Annotated in this window: 15 protein-coding genes and 1 pseudogene; 10 read left to right on the top strand and 6 right to left on the bottom strand. The window is 73.9% G+C overall.

The features are described 5' to 3' along the window. The first annotated feature begins 19 nt into the window (after positions 1 to 19). From coaD to mutM, 6 genes and pseudogenes are all read left to right on the top strand, one after another. Positions 20 to 502, top strand: a complete 483-nt coding sequence (gene coaD, locus AW16_RS0106260; protein ID WP_029289081.1) for a pantetheine-phosphate adenylyltransferase — start codon at positions 20 to 22, stop codon at positions 500 to 502. Further along, the gene (locus AW16_RS0106255) at positions 499 to 981 is read left to right on the top strand and encodes a hypothetical protein (protein WP_029289079.1); all 483 of its coding nucleotides are present in this window, start codon (positions 499 to 501) and stop codon (positions 979 to 981) included. Before coaD ends, AW16_RS0106255 begins: the two co-directional genes overlap by 4 nt. Before the next feature lie 138 nt (positions 982 to 1,119). Further along, positions 1,120 to 1,697: pseudogene (locus AW16_RS16930) on the top strand (DUF177 domain-containing protein). A 2-nt stretch (positions 1,698 to 1,699) separates the two neighbouring features. Continuing rightward, complete coding sequence (rpmF, locus tag AW16_RS0106245) at positions 1,700 to 1,894, top strand: 50S ribosomal protein L32 (RefSeq protein WP_029289078.1); 195 nt, start codon at positions 1,700 to 1,702, stop codon at positions 1,892 to 1,894. Positions 1,895 to 1,915: 21 nt separating this feature from the next. Beyond that, positions 1,916 to 2,668, top strand: coding sequence for a ribonuclease III (gene rnc / locus AW16_RS0106240; RefSeq protein ID WP_051681710.1), 753 nt, complete (start codon positions 1,916 to 1,918; stop codon positions 2,666 to 2,668). Next, on the top strand, positions 2,669 to 3,568 hold the full coding sequence (mutM, locus tag AW16_RS0106235) for a bifunctional DNA-formamidopyrimidine glycosylase/DNA-(apurinic or apyrimidinic site) lyase (protein ID WP_029289074.1): 900 nt from the start codon (positions 2,669 to 2,671) through the stop codon (positions 3,566 to 3,568). Positions 3,569 to 3,572: 4 nt separating this feature from the next. Here the strand turns inward: mutM and AW16_RS0106230 are convergent, their stop codons facing one another. Beyond that, a complete protein-coding gene (locus tag AW16_RS0106230; RefSeq protein WP_029289072.1) occupies positions 3,573 to 4,511 on the bottom strand; it encodes an NAD(P)-dependent oxidoreductase in 939 nt (312 codons plus the stop codon). 61 nt (positions 4,512 to 4,572) lie between these two features. Between AW16_RS0106230 and AW16_RS0106225 the strand changes: the two genes are divergently transcribed. Beyond that, entirely contained in the window at positions 4,573 to 5,202 is a 630-nt protein-coding gene (locus AW16_RS0106225) for a response regulator transcription factor (RefSeq protein WP_029289071.1), read from the top strand. A 9-nt stretch (positions 5,203 to 5,211) separates the two neighbouring features. Here the strand turns inward: AW16_RS0106225 and AW16_RS0106220 are convergent, their stop codons facing one another. From AW16_RS0106220 to AW16_RS0106200, 5 genes are read right to left on the bottom strand one after another with little or no spacing between them, the layout of a single operon-like run. After that, positions 5,212 to 6,873 carry a GAF domain-containing protein gene (locus tag AW16_RS0106220; RefSeq protein WP_369794761.1) on the bottom strand — a complete coding sequence of 554 codons (1,662 nt, stop codon included), beginning with the start codon at positions 6,871 to 6,873 and terminating at the stop codon, positions 5,212 to 5,214. Continuing rightward, a complete protein-coding gene (gene cydC / locus AW16_RS0106215) occupies positions 6,870 to 8,651 on the bottom strand; it encodes a thiol reductant ABC exporter subunit CydC (protein ID WP_034648194.1) in 1,782 nt (593 codons plus the stop codon). The genes AW16_RS0106220 and cydC overlap by 4 nt, the downstream gene beginning before the upstream one ends. Then, complete coding sequence (gene cydD, locus AW16_RS0106210) at positions 8,648 to 10,282, bottom strand: thiol reductant ABC exporter subunit CydD (RefSeq protein ID WP_029289066.1); 1,635 nt, start codon at positions 10,280 to 10,282, stop codon at positions 8,648 to 8,650. Before cydD ends, cydC begins: the two co-directional genes overlap by 4 nt. A gap of 3 nt (positions 10,283 to 10,285) precedes the next feature. Then, positions 10,286 to 11,413 (bottom strand): cytochrome d ubiquinol oxidase subunit II, encoded by a 1,128-nt coding sequence (cydB, locus tag AW16_RS0106205; protein WP_081861492.1) that lies wholly within the window; start codon positions 11,411 to 11,413, stop codon positions 10,286 to 10,288. Positions 11,414 to 11,443: 30 nt separating this feature from the next. Next, on the bottom strand, positions 11,444 to 12,931 hold the full coding sequence (locus tag AW16_RS0106200; protein WP_029289062.1) for a cytochrome ubiquinol oxidase subunit I: 1,488 nt from the start codon (positions 12,929 to 12,931) through the stop codon (positions 11,444 to 11,446). Positions 12,932 to 13,468: 537 nt separating this feature from the next. Between AW16_RS0106200 and AW16_RS0106195 the strand changes: the two genes are divergently transcribed. The 3 genes from AW16_RS0106195 (at position 13,469) to rpmA (ending at position 17,715) form a co-directional block, all read left to right on the top strand. After that, on the top strand, positions 13,469 to 16,831 hold the full coding sequence (locus tag AW16_RS0106195; protein ID WP_051681709.1) for an Rne/Rng family ribonuclease: 3,363 nt from the start codon (positions 13,469 to 13,471) through the stop codon (positions 16,829 to 16,831). 260 nt (positions 16,832 to 17,091) lie between these two features. Then, entirely contained in the window at positions 17,092 to 17,400 is a 309-nt protein-coding gene (gene rplU, locus AW16_RS0106190) for a 50S ribosomal protein L21 (RefSeq protein WP_197021574.1), read from the top strand. Positions 17,401 to 17,463: 63 nt separating this feature from the next. Then, positions 17,464 to 17,715, top strand: a complete 252-nt coding sequence (gene rpmA / locus AW16_RS0106185; RefSeq protein WP_029289057.1) for a 50S ribosomal protein L27 — start codon at positions 17,464 to 17,466, stop codon at positions 17,713 to 17,715. Positions 17,716 to 17,739 lie beyond the last annotated feature (24 nt).

Here is a 17,739-nt window from a genome sequence, read left to right as displayed (position 1 = left end):
CCTGGCCTACCCTGGCCAGGTGACCATCGCGGTGTGCCCCGGATCGTTCGACCCGCTCACGCTCGGTCATGTCGACGTCGTGCGGCGTGCTCGGTCGATGTTCGACGAGGTCGTCGTCGGGATCGCCCGCAACTCCTCGAAGCACGCGCTCCTGGACGTCGCTGCACGGGTCGAGGTCGCGCGGGCTGCGCTCGCGGACCTCGACGGCGTGCGGGTCGAGGTCGTCGACGGGTTGCTCGCCGACTTCGTGCGGGACGTCGGCGCGAGCGCGATCGTCAAGGGCCTGCGCGGTGGGGCGGACTTCGACGCGGAGCTGCCGATGGCGCTGATGAACCGCCACCTGACGGACGTCGAGACGGTGTTCGTCGTGGGGGACCCGGCGCTCGCGCACATCGCGTCGTCGCTGGTCAAGGACGTGGCCCGGTTCGGCGGGCCCATCGACGACCTCGTGCCGGGCGGCGTCGCCGTCGCGGTCCGCGAGGCCCTGGGAGGTGCACGGTGAGCGAACCGACGACGAGGCCCGAGGGGCTCACGGGGGTGCTGGACGCGATCGAGCAGGCGGTGAGCGCGGCGCGCTCGATGCCCATGTCGTCGTCCGTGCTGGTGAGCCGTGCGGAGCTGCTCGACCTGGTGGCGCAGGCGCGTGACGTGCTGCCGACGCAGCTCAGCCAGGCCGACGAGGTGCTCGCGGAGGCGGACTCGGCGCGTTCGTCGGCCCGCGCCGAGGCGGACGCGATCGTGGCGGCGGCGCGCGAGGAGCAGGCACGTCTCGTGGACGCCGAGGAGGTCGTCGTGGCGGCGCGCGAGAAGGCCGCGCAGGTGGTCGCCGAGGCGCACGAGACCGCCGAGGGGCTGCGCCGCGACGCGGACGACTACTGCGACCGTCGGCTCGCGGACTTCGAGATCGATCTCGGCAAGGTGCTCGCCCAGGTCCAGGCCGGGCGTGCGAAGCTCGCGGGGCGGCTCGGCGACGCCTCCTGACCTGCCCCGTCGGCCTGCTCGGGAGCGGGCTACGTCACACGTCGGGAGATTTGGGCGCCGGGTGCCCGGTGCCGTAGGCTTGGACGCTGGTCCTGCCGGTCGTGGCACGGACCGAGATCGACGAGGGGACCGAAGGCCGTGCAGCGCCAAGTTCACCTCGATCCCCGTTCGCCGTTCGTGCTGGATACGCACGACCTCGGCCGACGTCCGGGATCGACGAGGACCGTGCAGCGCGCCGTCGGTGCCCCGAGGATCTCGGGACGGACGTGATCGGCATCCCCACCGGGACCGACGTCGAGCTGGACCTGAGGCTCGAGGCGGTCATGGAGGGGGTCCTGGTCACCGGAAGCATCCGTGGCCGGGCGGTCGGGGAGTGCGTGCGCTGCCTGGGCGAGGTCGTCGACGACGTCGACGTGTCGCTCACGGAGCTGTACGTCTACCCCGAGCGCGCGGCGGTCGCGGTCGAGGACGGTGACGACGAGGAGGACGTCCGCGAGCTGGAGGGCGACCTGGTCGACCTCGAGCCCGCGGTGCGGGACACTGTGGTGCCGGCACTGCCGTTCCAACCGCTGTGCCGCCCTGACTGCCCGGGCCTGTGCTCCGTCTGCGGAGCGCGCCTGGCGGACGACCCTGACCATCAGCATGAGACGCTTGACCCTCGCTGGTCCGCACTGAGCGGCCTGGCGAGCAAGGTCGACGAGACGAAAGAGAGCTAGCCGTGGCGGTTCCGAAGCGCAAGATGTCGCGCAGCAACACCCGTGCGCGTCGGTCGCAGTGGAAGACCACTGCCACGACGCTGACCTCGTGCCCGACGTGCAAGGCCGACAAGCTGCCCCACGCGGCGTGCCCGTCGTGCGGCGCGTACAAGGGCCGTGCCTACGCCGAGGCCGTGCGCGGCGAGCTCGCCAACTGACGCCCGTCGGCTGACGGTCGCGTGACGCGCACGTCCGGCCCGGGCGCCTCGGCGCAGAGCCTTCTCGAGAAGCTCGGGGTCCATCTGGACCCCGAGCTTCTCGTGCTTGCCCTCACCCATCGCTCGTTCGCCCACGAGGCCGGCGGGATCCCGACGAACGAGCGCCTCGAGTTCCTCGGCGACACCGTCCTCGGACTCGTCGTGACCGAGACGCTCTACCGCGGGCACCCCACGCTGCCCGAGGGGACGCTCGCGAAGATGCGGGCCGCCTCGGTGTCGCAGCGGGCGCTCGCCGAGATCGCGCGCACGCTCGACCTGGGCGACTTCGTGCTGCTCGGCAAGGGTGAGCTCGCGACCGGCGGCCGTCAGAAGGACTCGATCCTGTCGGACACGCTCGAGGCGTTGTTCGGCGCGATCTACCTCTCGCACGGGCTCGAGGTCGCGCGCGGCGTCGTCGACGGGCTGCTGAGCCCGACGCTCGAGCGCGCCGCCGGCCTGGGCGCGGGTCTGGACTGGAAGACCTCGCTGCAGGAGCTCGCGGCACGGCTCGAGCTCGGCAGCCCGCACTACGACGTGGACGGCGAGGGGCCGGACCACGCGCGCACCTTCACCGCCCGCGCGGTGGTGGGCGGCGAGGTCCGGGGGACCGGCACCGGCTCGGCCAAGAAGATCGCCGAGCAGATCGCGGCCGAGGCCGCGTACCACGCGCTCCAGGAGGGCGAGCCGCAGGTCGACGGGCGGGTCACGCCGGCCGATGCCTCGGTCGAGGCGTAGGTGCCCGAGCTCCCCGAGGTCGAGACGGTCCGCGACGGGCTCGCTCGGCACGTGCTGGGCCGCACGGTCGAACGCGTCGACGTGCGCCGCGCGTACAGCGTGCGACGTCACGAGGGCGGCCCCGCGGACCTCGCCGGACGGCTCGCCGGCCGCCGGCTCGAGGCTGCGGTGCGCCGCGGCAAGTTCTGCTGGCTGCTGCTCGACGACGGCTCCGCGCTGCTCACGCACCTGGGCATGAGCGGGCAGCTGCTCGTGCGGGGCAACGTCGCCGACGGCGCCGACCACCCCCACCTGCGCGTGCGGCTCTCGCTCGACGACGGGGGTGCCCTCGACTTCGTCGACCAGCGCACGTTCGGCCACCTGAGCGTGCAGGAGCTGGTGCCCACGCCGGACGGCGCGCCCGGCGGGGTCGGGTCCGACGTGGCCGCCGTCCCGGAGCCCGTCGAGCACATCGCGCGCGACCTGCTCGACCCTGCGCTCGACGACGACGCGCTCGTCGACGCGCTGCGGCACCGGCGCACGGGCGTGAAGCGCGCGCTGCTCGACCAGACCCTCGTCTCGGGAGTCGGCAACATCTACGCCGACGAGGGCCTGTGGCGCGCACGCCTGCACTACGCGCGCGCGACGGACACGCTGCGCCGCCCGGAGGCGCACCGGCTGCTCGAGGGCGCCCGCGACGTCATGTCGGAGGCGCTCGCCCAGGGCGGGACCAGCTTCGACGCGCTGTACGTGAACGTGAACGGCGCGTCCGGGTACTTCGACCGCTCGCTCGCGGTGTATGGCCAGGCGGGCGAGGCGTGCCCGCGGTGCGGGACGCCGGTGCGGCGCGACGAGTTCATGAACCGCTCGTCGTACACGTGCCCGCGCTGCCAGCCGCGTCCGCGCAACGGGCGCTGGTGACCGCTCAGCGCTCGACGACGTTGGTCAGCGGCCGCCCGGCGAGGTAGGCGTCCAGGTTCCGCCGCAGCAGCGCACCGGCACCGAGCGGTCGCCCACCCGCCGCGTGCGGCGAGACGAGCAGCCGCGGCGTCTCCCACAGCGGGCTCTCGGCCGGGAGCGGCTCGCGGTCGAAGACGTCGAGCGCCGCACCGCCCAGGCGCCCGGAGCGAAGCGCGTCGACGAGCGCTTCTTCGTCGAGCACCGCGCCGCGGCCCACGTTGACGACGTACGCGTGGGCGGGCAGGAGTCCGAGGACGCGCGCGTCGATCACGTGGCGCGTCCCGTCGGTCGCGGGCAGGAGCGAGACGAGTGCGTCGGCGGTGGGCAGCACGTCGTCGAGGTCGTCGGCCGTGACGACGGGTACGCCGTGCCGTGCGCCTGCGCTGCGGGCGACCCCGGTGACCCGGGCACCCAGCGCGACGAGCAGCGGTGCGAGGCGCGCCGCGATCGAGCCGAAGCCCCACACGACGACGTGCGCGCCGCCGAGCGTCCGGAACGCGTCGTCGTGCACCGGCTGGATGCCGCCGAGGTCGCCGGCCCAGCGGTGCTCGTCCTGCGCGTGCACCAGGTCCGGGAGGCGCCGCGCGCACGCGAGCAGCAGCGCGAGGGTGTGCTCGGCGACGGGTCCGTCGTGCAGCCCGCGCCCCGAGGTCACGACCACCGGCTCGTCGAAGCACTCGAGCACCGCGTCCGGACCGGCGGCGAGGCTCGCGACCCACCGCAGCCGGGTCAGCCGGGCCGCCGCGTCGCGCATCTGACGCCGGCCGTTGCCCCACACCACCAGGACCTCCGCGTCGAGCGCGTCGTCCGGGACCGGCTGCGCGACGTCGTAGCGCACGGCGCGCACGCCGTCCGGGAGATCGATCGGCTCGGTCAGCGTGGTGGGGAGCAGGACGGTCGTCATGCGTCGATACGATGCCACCGTGACAGCGACTGCCGCCGGTCGGCCCGGCCCCATCAGCGTGATGATCGTCGACGACCACGAGGTGGTGCGGCGCGGGATCGCGGAGGTCGTCGAGCGGACCGAGGGCATGACGGTCGTCGCCGAGGCGGGCTCGGTGGCCGACGGCGTGCGCCGCGCGACGCTCGTGCACCCGCAGGTCATGCTCGTCGACCTGCAGCTCCCCGACGGGACGGGCATCGACCTCATGCGTCAGGTCCGCGAGGCGCTGCCGGACGCCCGGGCGATCGTCCTGACGTCGTTCGACGACGACGACGCGCTCGCCGCGGCGCTCGAGGCCGGGGCCGTCGCCTACCTGCTCAAGTCCGTGCGGGGTGCCGAGATCACCGACGTGATCCGCGCGGTCGCCGCCGGCCGCACGCTGCTCGACGAGCGCACGGTGACGCGCCGCAAGGCGGGCCACGAGGACCCCACGGAGAACCTGACGCCGAGCGAGCTGCGCGTGCTCGACCTCATCGGCGAGGGCCTGTCGAACCGCGAGATCGCCGAGCGGCTCGGGGTCGCGGAGAAGACCGTGAAGAACCACATCACGTCGCTCCTCGCCAAGATGGGCCTCCAGCGGCGGACCCAGGTCGCCGCGTGGGTGGCCTCGCGCAAGCACTCGGGCTGGCGCGCGGAGCCCGGCCAGAGCTGAGCCTCCCGGTCAGGCGAGCGGCGCCTGCCAGGTCAGCAGCGTGCCCCGGCCGTCGGGCGGCGCACCGAGGGTGAACGTCCCGCCGTGCTGGCGTGCGCGCGACGCGAGGTTGCTCGTCCCGGACGCGCGCTCGCGCACCGCGGGGAGCCCCGCGCCGTCGTCCTCGACCTCGACGAGCACGTGCCCGAGCGGGCCGGTGCCGCGCACGTCCACACGCACGATGACGGACGACGCGTGGGCGTGCCGTGCCGCGTTGGCGAGCCCTTCACGCACCACGGCGACCACGTCGCCCGTCAGCGGGGGGCCCACGCGGTCGTCGATGCGGTCCTCGTCGAGGTCGTCGTCCAACGGGACCCCGTCGAGCGTGATGACGACGGACGGTGCGAACCCGAGGCCTGTGCGCGCGAGCGACGACTCTCGGCGCAGCCGCTCCACGAGACCGGTCGCGGCGTCGGGGTCGCGCAGCTCGTGCACGATCTGGCGGATCTGCCGCACCGACGAGTCGACGTTGTCGAGCGCCTCCTCGAGGATCGAGGACAGCTCGTCCGGGTCGACCCCGCCCGCCGCGCGGCGGCGCACGTTCTCGAGCTGCATCCCGGTGGCGAACAGCTGCTGGATAGCGAGGTCGTGCAGGTCGCGTGCGATGCGCTCGCGCTCGTCGAGCAGCGCGGCGACGTCCTGCGCGTGCCGGGCCTCCGCGAGCACGTACGCGAGCGCCGCCTGCGACGCGAAGGACTCGGCGGTCGTGAGGTCGCCGTCCTCGAACTCGGGCGCACCGATGCGCCGCAGCAGCACGAGCACCCCGACACCGCGTCCCGACGTCTGCAGCGGGGCGAACATCGCGGGGCCGTACGACCGCATCACGGGCGCCCGGACCGTGCGCGAGCGGGACAGCGACGGCGTGAGCAGGCCGCGTCCCTCGGTCATCACCGTCCACGCGCGCCCCCCCTCGGGCATCGCGGTGCCGAGCAACCGGTCGGCACCGTGGCCGTCGGCGAGCTCGATCACGAGCCGGCCCCCCACGCCGGGCAGCGCCAGCGCGGCCGCGTCGGCCCCCGCGACTGCGCGCGCGGTGCGCGCGATGTGCTCGAGAGCGTCCTCCTCGTCGACGCCCTCGAGGAGCATCGTCGTGATGTCCTGGCCCGCGCGCAGCCAGTGCTCGCGCCGTGCGGCCTCCTCGTAGAGCTGTGCGTTCGCGACCGCGACGCCGGCCGCCGCCGCGAGCGCGATCACCGTGCGCTCGTCCTGCGGCGTGAAGCCGCCGGGCTTCTCGGACAGGTAGAGCTGGCCGAACACCTGGTCGGCGACCCGGACCGACGCGCCCAGGAACGAGCCCATGGGCGGGTGGCCCGGGGGGAAGCCCTGGAACGCCGGGTGCTGCGTGAGGTCGTCGAGCCGCAGTGCCCCCTCGATGGGGATGCGCCCGAGCACACCGCGTGCGTGCGGTGCGTGGCCCAGCATCCGTGCGACCGCGGTCGGCACTCCCGCGTGCACGAACGTCGTGGACTCGCCGTGGTGGTCGAGCACGTTGATCGCGGCGTACGTCGCACCCGTGAGCTCCGCGCTGACCTGCACGAACCGGTCGAGCACCGCCGGCAGGTCGAGCTCGCTCGCGACGGCCAGCATCGCGTCGAGCAGGTCGTGCATGGGGTCGGCCGCTGCTTCGCTCACACGCGCTCCTCGTCGAGGTCACCCGCACGCTCACGGGCGAGGTCCTCACGGTAGCGGGCGTCGTCCCGGACGAGGTCGCCGTGGGGGCCGCGAGCGACGACGCGACCGCCGTCGAGCCGCAGCACCTCGTCGGCGGCCCCGAGCGGCGCGAGTCGGTGCGTGACGACGACGACGCCGCGGTGCCGCTGCCGCGTGAGCAGCATCTCCACGAGCTCGTCGGCCGTCGCCGGATCGAGGTGCTCGCCGGGCTCGTCGACGAGGAGGAGCGGTGCGCCCGCGAGCAGCGCGCGAGCCAGCAGGAGTCGACGACGCTCACCCCCGGAGACGGTGCGGGCGTCCGGGCCGACGAGCGTGGCCAGCCCGTCGGGCAGCGACGCGAGCCACGGCCCGAGGCCCACGTCGTCGAGAGCCGCGCGAGCTTCGTCGGGCGTCACGTCGCCGCGGGCGACCCGCAGGTTCTCGAGCACCGTGGTGCCGAAGACGTGCGCGTCCTCGGCGGTGTGGACGACGAGCGAGGCGACCTGGGCGCGGGTGAGGTCGTCGACGTCGACCGCGTCCGGGCCGCGACCGAGCTCCAGGTCACCGCCGCGGCGAGGGACCTGGCCCGCGAGCGTGAGCAGCAACGTCGTCTTGCCGGTGCCGCTCGGACCGACCACGGCGACCGCGCGACCGGGTTCCACGACGAGGTCGACCCCGCGCACCACCCGAGGTCCGTCGGGCCAGCCGGCGTCGAGGTCGCGTGCGGCGAGACGCGCGGTGCCGGGCGTCTCGGCCGTCGGCCGGTGCTCGGGCACCCCGGCCACGTCGAGCAGGGCGAGGATGCGTGCCGCGGCGGCGCGGGAGCGCTGCAGCTGCACGGCGGCGGCGGGGAGCACCGACGTCGCCTCGAACGCCGCGAGCGGCGTGAGCACGACGACCGCGAGCGCGACCGCCGACAGGCGCCCGTCGGTGACGGCAGGCACGCCCGTGACGAGCGCGCCCAGCACCGCGAGGCCGACGGCGAGCTGGCCGATCCCCGCGGCGAGCGCCGCGTGCCGCGCACCGGTGTCGGTCGCGGCCGCCACGCGCTCGTCGGCCGCGCGGAGCGCGTCCAGCTCGGTCCCGAACCGGCCCGACACCGTGAGCGGACCGGCGTCGTCGAGCAGCCCGAGCGCGCTCGCGGTCACCGCCCCCCGCGCGTCGGCGGCCCGCTGCTCGGCGTCGCGCGCCCCTCGGGCGGCGAGTGCCGGCGCGAGCACGCCCGCGAGCAGCAGGCACGTCGCGAGCCACACGCCGGCGGGCAGCCACAGCACGCCCATGGCGACGGCCGACAGTGCGCCCAGCACGGCCGCGACGCACGCGGGCAGCAGTCCGCGCACGACGACGTCGCCGACCGCGTCGACATCCGCGCCGACGCGCGCAAGGAGGTCGCCGCGTCGCGTCGCGAGCACCGCCGTCGGGCGGCCGTCCGCGAGGCGTGAGTACAGCGTGGCGCGCAGGTTCGTCATGCCGCGCAGCGCGACGTCGTGGGACACGAGCCGCTCGACGTAGCGCAGCACCGCGCGGCCGATCCCGAACGTGCGCACCGCGACGGTCGCGACCGACAGCGTCAGCACGGGCGGCATCTGGGACGCGCGTGCGATGAGCCAGGCGGCGACCGCAGCGAGCGCGACCGCGCACCCCAGGGCGAGGACGCCGAGCGCGACGGCCCCCGCGGCGCGTGCGCGGTCCACCTCGAGCAGCGGGACCACGCGGCGCAGCGTCCCGGGCGGTGCGGGCTCGGGACGCGGGCGCGTCACGACGCCACCGCCCGCGCACCGAGCGTCACGACGTCGTCCGCGCACGCGAGGAGCGACGGCCGGTGGGCGACGAGCAGAACGGCGGCACCCCGGGCGCACAGCGCGGCCACGGCGGCGAGCACGACGCGCTCCCCGGTCGCGTCGAGGTGGGCGGTGGGCTCGTCGAGCACGACGAGCGGCGCATCGACCAGGAGCGCCCGGGTGAGCGCGACGCGCTGCCGCTGGCCGACCGACAGGCCGTCGCCCCCGCGGCCGACCGTCGTCGACCACCCGTCGCGCAGGTCTGCGACGACGTCGTCGAGGCCGGTGAGCGCGGCCGCCGTGGCGCGGGCCTCGTCGCTCCCACCGACCACCTCGGCGAGCGTTCCGGGCTCGAGCACCGGACGCTGGGGGAGCCACGCGACCTGGCGGAAGAACGATGCGGGCTCGACGTCCGCGAGCGCGACGACGCCGTCGGGTCCGTCGAGCACGACGCTGCCCTCGTCGGGGACGAGGAGACCGAGCAGGACGTCGACGGTCGTCGACTTGCCGCTGCCGCTCGGGCCCGCGAGCGCGACCACGCGACCGGGGGCGACCTCGAGGTCCAGCCCGTGCGGGGTGCTGCCCACGGACACGCCCGTGAGGCAGACCGCGGTGCGAGCGAGATCGGGTGCGACGACGGTGCCCGGCGCCGGGACGGGCGTCTCGAGCACCTCGAACGCGGCCTGGGCGGCAGCGACCCCGTCGGTCGACGCGTGGAACTGCGCGCCCACCTGGCGCAGCGGGTTGAACACCTCGGGCGCGAGCACCAGCACCGCGAGGCCGGTCACCAGGTCGAGCCCTCCGTCGACGAGGCGCAGCCCGATCCCTACGGCGACGAGTGCGACGGACAGCGTCGTGAGCAGCTCGAGCACCATGCCGGACAGGAACGCGATCCGCAGGGTGCCCATCGTGGCGCGCCGGTGTGCGTCACCGAGCTCGCGCACGCGCTGCGCCGGACCGCGCTCGCGGCCGAACGCCCGCAGCGTCGCGAGCCCGGCGAGCAGGTCGAGCACCTGCGCGCCGAGCCGCCGCATCGAGGCGAGTCCGGCCTCGGACCGCCCTTGCGTGAGACGGCCGACGAGCCACATGAAGATCGGCACGAGCGGGAGCACCGCCACGAGCACGGCCGCCGACACCCAGTCGAGCCCGAGGATCACGACGAGCGTCGCGGGCGTGACGACCGCCGAGAGCACCAGCTGCGGCAGGTACCGCACGAAGTACGGCTCGAGGGCATCGAGGCCGCGCGTCGCGAGCGTCGCGACCCCGGCGCCCTCACCGGTCGCGAGCCAGCGCGGACCGATCGCGACGGCGTGCGCGACGACCCCCTCACGGAGCTCGGCGACCGCGCGGGTCGCGGCCCGGTGCGCGAACCGCTCCTGCACGGCGACGGTCGCGGCGCGCAGCGCGACCACGACCGCGAGCCACCCGACGAGCGGACCGATCGCGTGCAGCGTCGCGCCGTCGTGCACGGCGCGGCCGAGCGCGTGCGCGAGCAGCAGCGCCTGCGCGACGACGAGCGCCGCGGTGAGCACCCCGAGCGCGACGGTGAGCGCGAGGTAGCCCCGCGCGGCACGCGCGTGCCGCAGCAGCCGGGGGTCGAGCGGCCGCACGGGTCAGCGGCTCGGCTCGTCGTCCGCGTGCTGCTGCGTGCGCTCGTCCGGACCGTCCCCCGTGCCCCTCGACGTGATTCCCGTCTCGACGACCGCCGCGGGGGAGAACGTCAGGCCGATCGACTCCGGGATGTGCTCGACGGAGATCCGCTTGCGGAACACCCAGTAGGTCCACCCCTGGTAGAGCAGCACGAGCGGCGTGAGCACCACGGCGACCCACGTCATCACGGTCAGCGTGTAGTGCGTCGACGAGGCGTTGTCCACGGTGAGCGAGTTCGCGGGGTCGAGCGCGGGCATCACGTCGGGGAACAGCGAGCCGAAGATGAGCACGACGGCGGCGACGAGCGTCACGGCGGACGCCACGAACGCGAGCCCCTCGCGGCGCTGCCTCGTCGCGACGACGAGCAGCACGAGAGCCAGCGCAGCGACGGCGACCGCTGCCCAGGTCCAGCCCTTGCCCGAGTACGCGAGCTGTGCCCAGACCGCCCAGGCCCCGGCCACGACGAGCGTGACCGGCGCGAGCCGTGCCGCGAGCGAGCCGGCGCGTGCACGGACGTCGCCGTCGGACTTGAGCGCGAGGAACACCGCTCCGTGCGTGAGGAACAGCAGCGCGGTGGTGGCGCCGCCCAGCAGCGCGAACGGGTTGAGCAGCGCCCAGAACCCGCCGACGTACTGGTGAGCGGCGTCGAGCTCGACGCCGCGCACGATGTTCGCGAACGCGACGCCCCACAGCACGGACGGCACCCACGACCCGACGATCAGCGCGCGGTCGGCCCAGCCTCGCCACACGGGGTCGTCGATCTTGCCGCGCCACTCGAACGCCACGACGCGGACGATGAGCGCGAGCAGGATCAGCAGCAGCGGCAGGTAGAAGCCGGAGAACAGGGTGGCGTACCACTCGGGGAACGCCGCGAACGTCGCGCCGCCGGCGGTGAGCAGCCACACCTCGTTGCCGTCCCACACCGGGCCGATCGTGTTGATGAGGACGCGGCGCTCTTTGTCGCGCTCGGCGCCCTTGCCGCGCGGCAGGATGCCGAGCAGCATCCCGACGCCGAAGTCGAAGCCCTCGAGCACGAGGTACCCCGTCCACAGCACGGCGATGAGGATGAACCAGACGGTGGTGAGCTCCATGGTCGTCGCTCCTTTCGTGCGTCGGACGGGTCAGTAGGCGAAGGACAGGGGGGCGGCGGCGTCCTGCTCGGATCGCGCCTCGGGGCTCGGGTCCTTCTCGGAGTCGGCGACGCCCTCGATCGTGTAGCGGTGCATGAGGCGGTACCAGAGCACCGCGAGCACGCCGTAGAGCAGGGTGAACGCGATGAGCGAGGTCAGGATGCTGCCGGCGCCCGGTGAGGTCGACACGCCCCGCGCGGTCAGCAGGTACACGCCGTCGACCCCGGAGGGGTTGGGGTTCGGGGCGACGACCCACGGCTGGCGGCCCATCTCGGTGAACACCCACCCGAACGACGAGGCGAGGAACGGCGTGACGATCGCGACGATGCCCAGGGTCCCGAACCATTTCTTGTCCGTGACCCGGCCGCGGCGCGTGAGCCACAGCGCGGCGACCGCGAGCGCCGCCGAGCCGATGCCGAAGCCGATCATCAGGCGGAAGCCCCAGTACGTGACCGTGAGGTCGGGCTGGTAGGAGATCGGGTCGCCGTTCGCGTCGGTGAACCCGTACCTCTGCTCGTACTCGGTCTGCAGGTCCTCGACGCCCTTGATCGTCGCGTTGAAGTCGCCCGTCGCGAGGAACGAGGTCAGGCCGGGGATCGAGATGACGTGCTTGACGTTCTCGCAGTCGTTGCTGAGGTTGCCGATCGCGAGGATCGAGAAGTCCGCGCCGGACGTCGTGTGGCACAGCGCCTCGGCGGAGGCCATCTTCATGGGCTGCTGCTCGAACATGAGCTTGGCCTGCGTGTCGCCGGTGATGGCGACGCCCACGCCGCCGACGAGCAGCGCGACCAGGCCCAGCGTGACCGCGGGACGGTAGACGTCGCGCGCCTTGTCGGCCTCACCGCGGCGGACGAGCTTGACCATCCACCACGCACCGATGCCCGCGACGAACGTGCCGGCGGTGACGAACGCCGCGGTGATCGTGTGCGGGAACGCGGCGAGCACGGTCGGGTTGGTGAGCACGGCGCCGATGTCGACCATCTCGGCCCGGTGCCGCGCCTCGTTGTACACGACGCCGACCGGGTGCTGCATCCACGAGTTGGCGGCGAGGATGAAGTAGGCGGACAGGTTCGTCGCGATCGCGACCGCCCAGATGCACGCCAGGTGGATCTTCTTGGGGAGCCGGTCCCAGCCGAAGATCCACAGGCCGAGGAACGTCGACTCGACGAAGAACGCGGCGAGCGCCTCCATCGCGAGCGGCGCCCCGAACACGTCGCCGACGAACCGCGAGTACTCGGACCACGCCATCCCGAACTGGAACTCCTGCACGATGCCGGTGGCGACGCCGATCGCGAAGTTGATCAGCAGGAGCTTGCCGAAGAACTTGGTGAGCCGCAGCCAGCGTTCGTTCCCGGTGCGCACCCACGCGGTCTGCATGATCGCGACGAGCGGAGCCAGGCCGATCGTGAGGGGGACGAAGATGAAGTGGTAGACGGTGGTGATGCCGAACTGCCAACGGGCGACGTCGAGAACGTCCACGGGGGTCTCCGAGCGGGGTGTGCGAGCCGGGCGTCGGGTCGGCGGGCGTGCCTGTCGACCTGGGGGAACGCTAGGACCGCCTCCAGTCTGGCGCTAGGACCAAGGTCCCGCGTCCTGACACGCTGTCGTCTCCCTCGCGGCGCGCACGGGCTCCCTGTCCTGTCACGCGAAGATCGCGAACAGGTCGCGTTCAGGTCACGACGAACGGGGTTCGTCCGGCGTGGCGAGCCCGGACGACGAGGCCCGCGAGGGCGCTCTGTGCGATACTGACCGCGGTCCCGAGGGCGTCCACACCGCCTCACGGACCCGCGAGCTCGCAGCACCGACGTGTGCGCCAGCCGCCGCCCGGCAGTCCGCCAGGTCCCGCAGGTCAGTTCTCGGGACAAGGAGCGCTCCGGGCAGGCGATGGCCCCGGCCCGTTGCCGCAGCCGTGACCGACGACTTCCGTCGCCGCGCACCGCGCGGGCGACGACCGACCCACCCGGGTCCGCCACACGTGTGGACGGCGGCCCCGCGGTACCCAGGAGCACTCGCGTGATGTCCGACCACACCGAGCAGTCCGCCCAGCAGCCCGCCGAGCAGCCCGACGCGGCGGCGGCGTCGAAGGCTCCCGCCCCGCGCCGTCGCCGTGCTGCATCCCGCCCGGCCGCGGCCCCCGCGTCCGTCGAGAGCGCTGCGCCCGCCGAGACCACGACGCCGGCCGAGACCACCACGCCGGCCGAGACCACCGCGGCAGCCGAGTCCGCTGCCCCGAAGACCCGCTCGCGCAAGAAGAAGGCCGCCGAGCCGGACACGACCGTCGTCGAGCCCGTCGAGGCCGTGCAGCCCGTCGAGGCGGCGTCGGCCTCGGAGGCGGCGCCCGCGAAGAAGCCGCGCAAGCGTGCGACGCGCGCCGCGGCGAAGCCCGTCGAGGTGCCGGCCGACGGTACGAACGCGGGCACGGACGCCGCCGGCCAGACCGCTGAGCCGATCGCCGAGCCGGTCGCCGAGGCCGTCGTCGCCGAGGCCGTCGCCGACGAGGTCGCGCCGACCAAGCCGGCGCGTCGTCGGCGTGCGGCGTCGCGTCCCGCTGCGGCGCCCGTCGAGCCGGTGGTGGCTGATGCGGCCGAGCCGACGGCCGACGACGCGACCGAGGAGGAGGACGAGGCCGTGACCGCGGCTCCCGCCGGCGAGACGACGCCGGAGGTCGCGCCGCGCGCGACGTCGCCCCGCCTGGCGACCACGGCTCTGCTCTTCCAGGCCCCTGACCCGACCACGCGGCCGCGACGCCGGCGCGCGACGTCGAGCGCGGGCTCGCCCGAGGCGATCTCGGAGGCCGCACGCGCCGAGCACGCGGCCGACCAGCCTCAGGCCGAGGACGCGCCCGCAGCGCAGGAGACGACCGACGCCTCCGACGACGCGACCGCCACCACGACGTCCGGTGGCCGCCGTCGCCGTGGCCGTCGGGGCCGCGGGGGCGAGGGCGCACGCGCCGCCGAGGCCGAGACCGAGGTCGAGGCCGACGCGCAGGACGACGCGGCCGACGAGCCCGCGACCGAGCCCGTCGACGGGCACGCCGTCGACGGCGACCAGCTCGACGACGCCGGTGCCGGGACGGACGAGGCGGACGACGCCGAGGACCGCGACGACGAGTCAGGCGCCCCGCGCCGTCGCCGTCGCCGCGGTGGCCGTGGCCGTCGCCGTCCCGACGGCGCCTCCGGCTCGCGGGACGGGGCCGACGACTCAGGCGTCGACGACGAGGATGCCGAGGCCGCCGATGCGGGCGGCGACGAGCAGACCGACGAGGTCGACGGCGACGACGAGGGCGGCTCCTCGAGCCGTCGGCGCCGTCGTCGGCGACGCGGCTCCCGCTCGGGCGAGGGCGGCGAGGGCGAGCCCCGCACGCGCTCGCGCACCGCGAGCGACGAGGTCACCGCGCTGCGCGGCTCGACGCGGCTCGAGGCCAAGCGCCAGCGCCGACGCGAGGGCCGCGACGCGGGCCGTCGTCGCCAGATCATCACCGAGGCCGAGTTCCTCGCTCGCCGTGAGTCCGTGGACCGCTCGATGATCGTGCGCGAGCGCGGCGGGCGCACGCAGATCGCGGTGCTCGAGGACGGCGTGCTGGTCGAGCACTACGTGTCGAACCAGGCGCAGGTCTCGATGGTCGGGAACGTCTACCTGGGCCGCGTGCAGAACGTGCTGCCGAGCATGGAGGCCGCGTTCGTCGACGTCGGCAAGGGCCGCAACGCCGTGCTGTACGCGGGCGAGGTCAACTGGGACGCCGCGGGCGTCGAGGGCGGTCAGCCGCGGCGCATCGAGCAGGCGCTCAAGTCGGGTGACCCGGTGCTGGTGCAGGTCACCAAGGACCCGATCGGCCACAAGGGCGCCCGCCTGACGTCGCAGGTCACGCTCGCCGGCCGCTACCTCGTGTACGTGCCCGGCGGCGGCATGACCGGCATCAGCCGCAAGCTGCCCGACGTCGAGCGCAACCGCCTCAAGAAGATCCTGCGCGAGGTCGTCCCCGAGTCGGCAGGCGTCATCGTGCGCACCGCCGCCGAGGGCGCCTCCGAGGACGAGCTGCGCGCCGACATCGCACGCCTGCAGTCGCAGTGGGAGGCGATCGAGAAGAAGTCGAAGAGCGCCTCGGCCCCGGCCCTGCTGCAGGGTGAGCCCGACATGGCGATCCGCGTGGTCCGCGACATCTTCAACGACGACTTCGGTGCGCTCGTCGTCCAGGGCGACGACGTGTGGTCGACGATCTCGTCGTACATCGACGAGCTCGCGCCGGACCTCGCGCAGAAGGTCACCAAGTACACCGGTACGGGCGACGTGTTCGCGGCGCACCGCATCGACGAGCAGCTCGCCAAGGGCATGGACCGCAAGGTCTGGCTGCCCTCGGGCGGCTCGCTGGTCATCGACCGCACCGAGGCGATGACGGTCGTCGACGTCAACACGGGCAAGTTCACCGGCTCGGGCGGCACGCTCGAGGAGACCGTGACGCGCAACAACCTCGAGGCGGCCGAGGAGATCGTGCGCCAGCTCCGGCTGCGCGACATCGGCGGCATGATCGTCATCGACTTCATCGACATGGTGCTCGAGTCGAACCGTGACCTCGTGCTGCGCCGGCTGGTCGAGTGCCTGGGCCGCGACCGCACCAAGCACCAGGTCGCCGAGGTCACGTCGCTGGGCCTCGTGCAGATGACGCGCAAGCGCGTCGGTCAGGGACTGGTCGAGGCGTTCTCGGAGACGTGCGACCACTGCCACGGCCGCGGCTTCATCGTCCACGACGAGCCGATCGAGAAGAACGGCAACCGCCCGGACGCCGGCGCCGCGGCCCAGCAGGGCGGTGCGGCAGAGGAGCCGAAGCGCGCACGGCGCAAGCGTGCGGGCGCGGCCAAGGAGCCCGCGACGGCGACCCCGCACGCGGGCGTCCCGGTCCTGCCGGAGGCGCGCGAGGCCGTGAAGGCCACGCTCGCGACGATCGCGGCGGCCGCTGCCCACGCGCACGAGCACGACCACGACCACGAGAGCGTGGTCGACGAGCCCACGGCGGACCCGATCGTGGCGGAGGAGGTCGTGGTCGACGAGATCACGGTCGACGAGATCACGGTCGACGAGGCCGGTGAGGCGACGGTCGACGAGATCGTGATCGACACCGTCGTCGACGTGGTCGCTGACGATGTCGCTCCGGCAGCCGAGGAGGAGTCCGCGCGACCCGCGCTGGACGTTCTCGCCGAGCTGGCGGACCTGACGCCGGCACCACGTGAGCCGCAAGGCGCCCCGGAGATCGAGCTGGAGGACTTCACGCTCGAGCTCACGGCGGTCGACCCGGTCCTCTTCGAGGACGAGCCGACGGACGCGGGCGGCGCCGAGCAGGACGAGCAGCACGAGCAGGACCAGCAGGACAGCACCAACCCGTGAGGGCCGCCGGCGCGGCCGGCCGTGAGGCCGGTCACGTCGGCGCAGGACGGCGCGTCCAGGTTTGACCCTGGCGCGCGCCGTCCGTACCCTAGAACGTCGGCGCGTCCCTGACGTGCCGATCAGCGTGCCGCAGCGGCGGCGCCGATGCGAACCCCGACATCACCGGGAAGTCCCGGTACCGACGGATGCGCGCGGGCGCCCGCAGGGCATGTACGAGACCTAGAGATCCAGCAGTTCGACGAGCAGAGATGAGCAGCAACGTGGTGTACGCGATCGTGAAGGCTGGCGGCCGCCAGGAGAAGGTCGCCGTCGGCGACGTCGTCGTCGTCGACCGCCTCGCCGCCGCGGCCGGCTCGTCGGTGCAGCTGCCGGCGCTCCTGCTCGTCGACGGTGACAAGGTCACCACGGACGCCGCGGCCCTGGCCAAGGTGACCGTGACGGCGGAGGTCGTGCGGGACGAGAAGGGTCCCAAGATCGACATCCTCAAGTACAAGAACAAGACCGGCTACCGCAAGCGCCAGGGTCACCGCCAGCAGCTGACCCGCCTCAAGGTCACCGGCATCAAGTGATTCTTCCCGCGGCGTCGCACGCCGCGGACCCGTCGTTCTGAGCAACTCGAGAGCAGGTCAGTCATGGCACACAAGAAGGGCGCGAGCTCCTCGCGCAACGGTCGCGACTCCAACGCCCAGCGTCTGGGCGTCAAGCGCTTCGGCGGTCAGGTCGTCAAGGCCGGCGAGATCATCGTCCGCCAGCGCGGCACGCACTTCCACCCCGGCAACAACGTGGGCCGTGGCGGCGACGACACGCTGTTCGCGCTGACGCCGGGCGCCGTGCAGTTCGGCACGCGCCGTGGCCGTCGCGTGATCGACATCGTCGAGGCGTGAGCCACCGCTCCGCGGTCGCGGAGC

The organism is Cellulomonas sp. HZM (genome assembly GCF_000708885.1).
In the GTDB taxonomy this organism is placed as follows: Bacteria; Actinomycetota; Actinomycetes; order Actinomycetales; family Cellulomonadaceae; genus Cellulomonas.
This window is presented reverse-complemented; position numbering and strand designations above follow the sequence as displayed.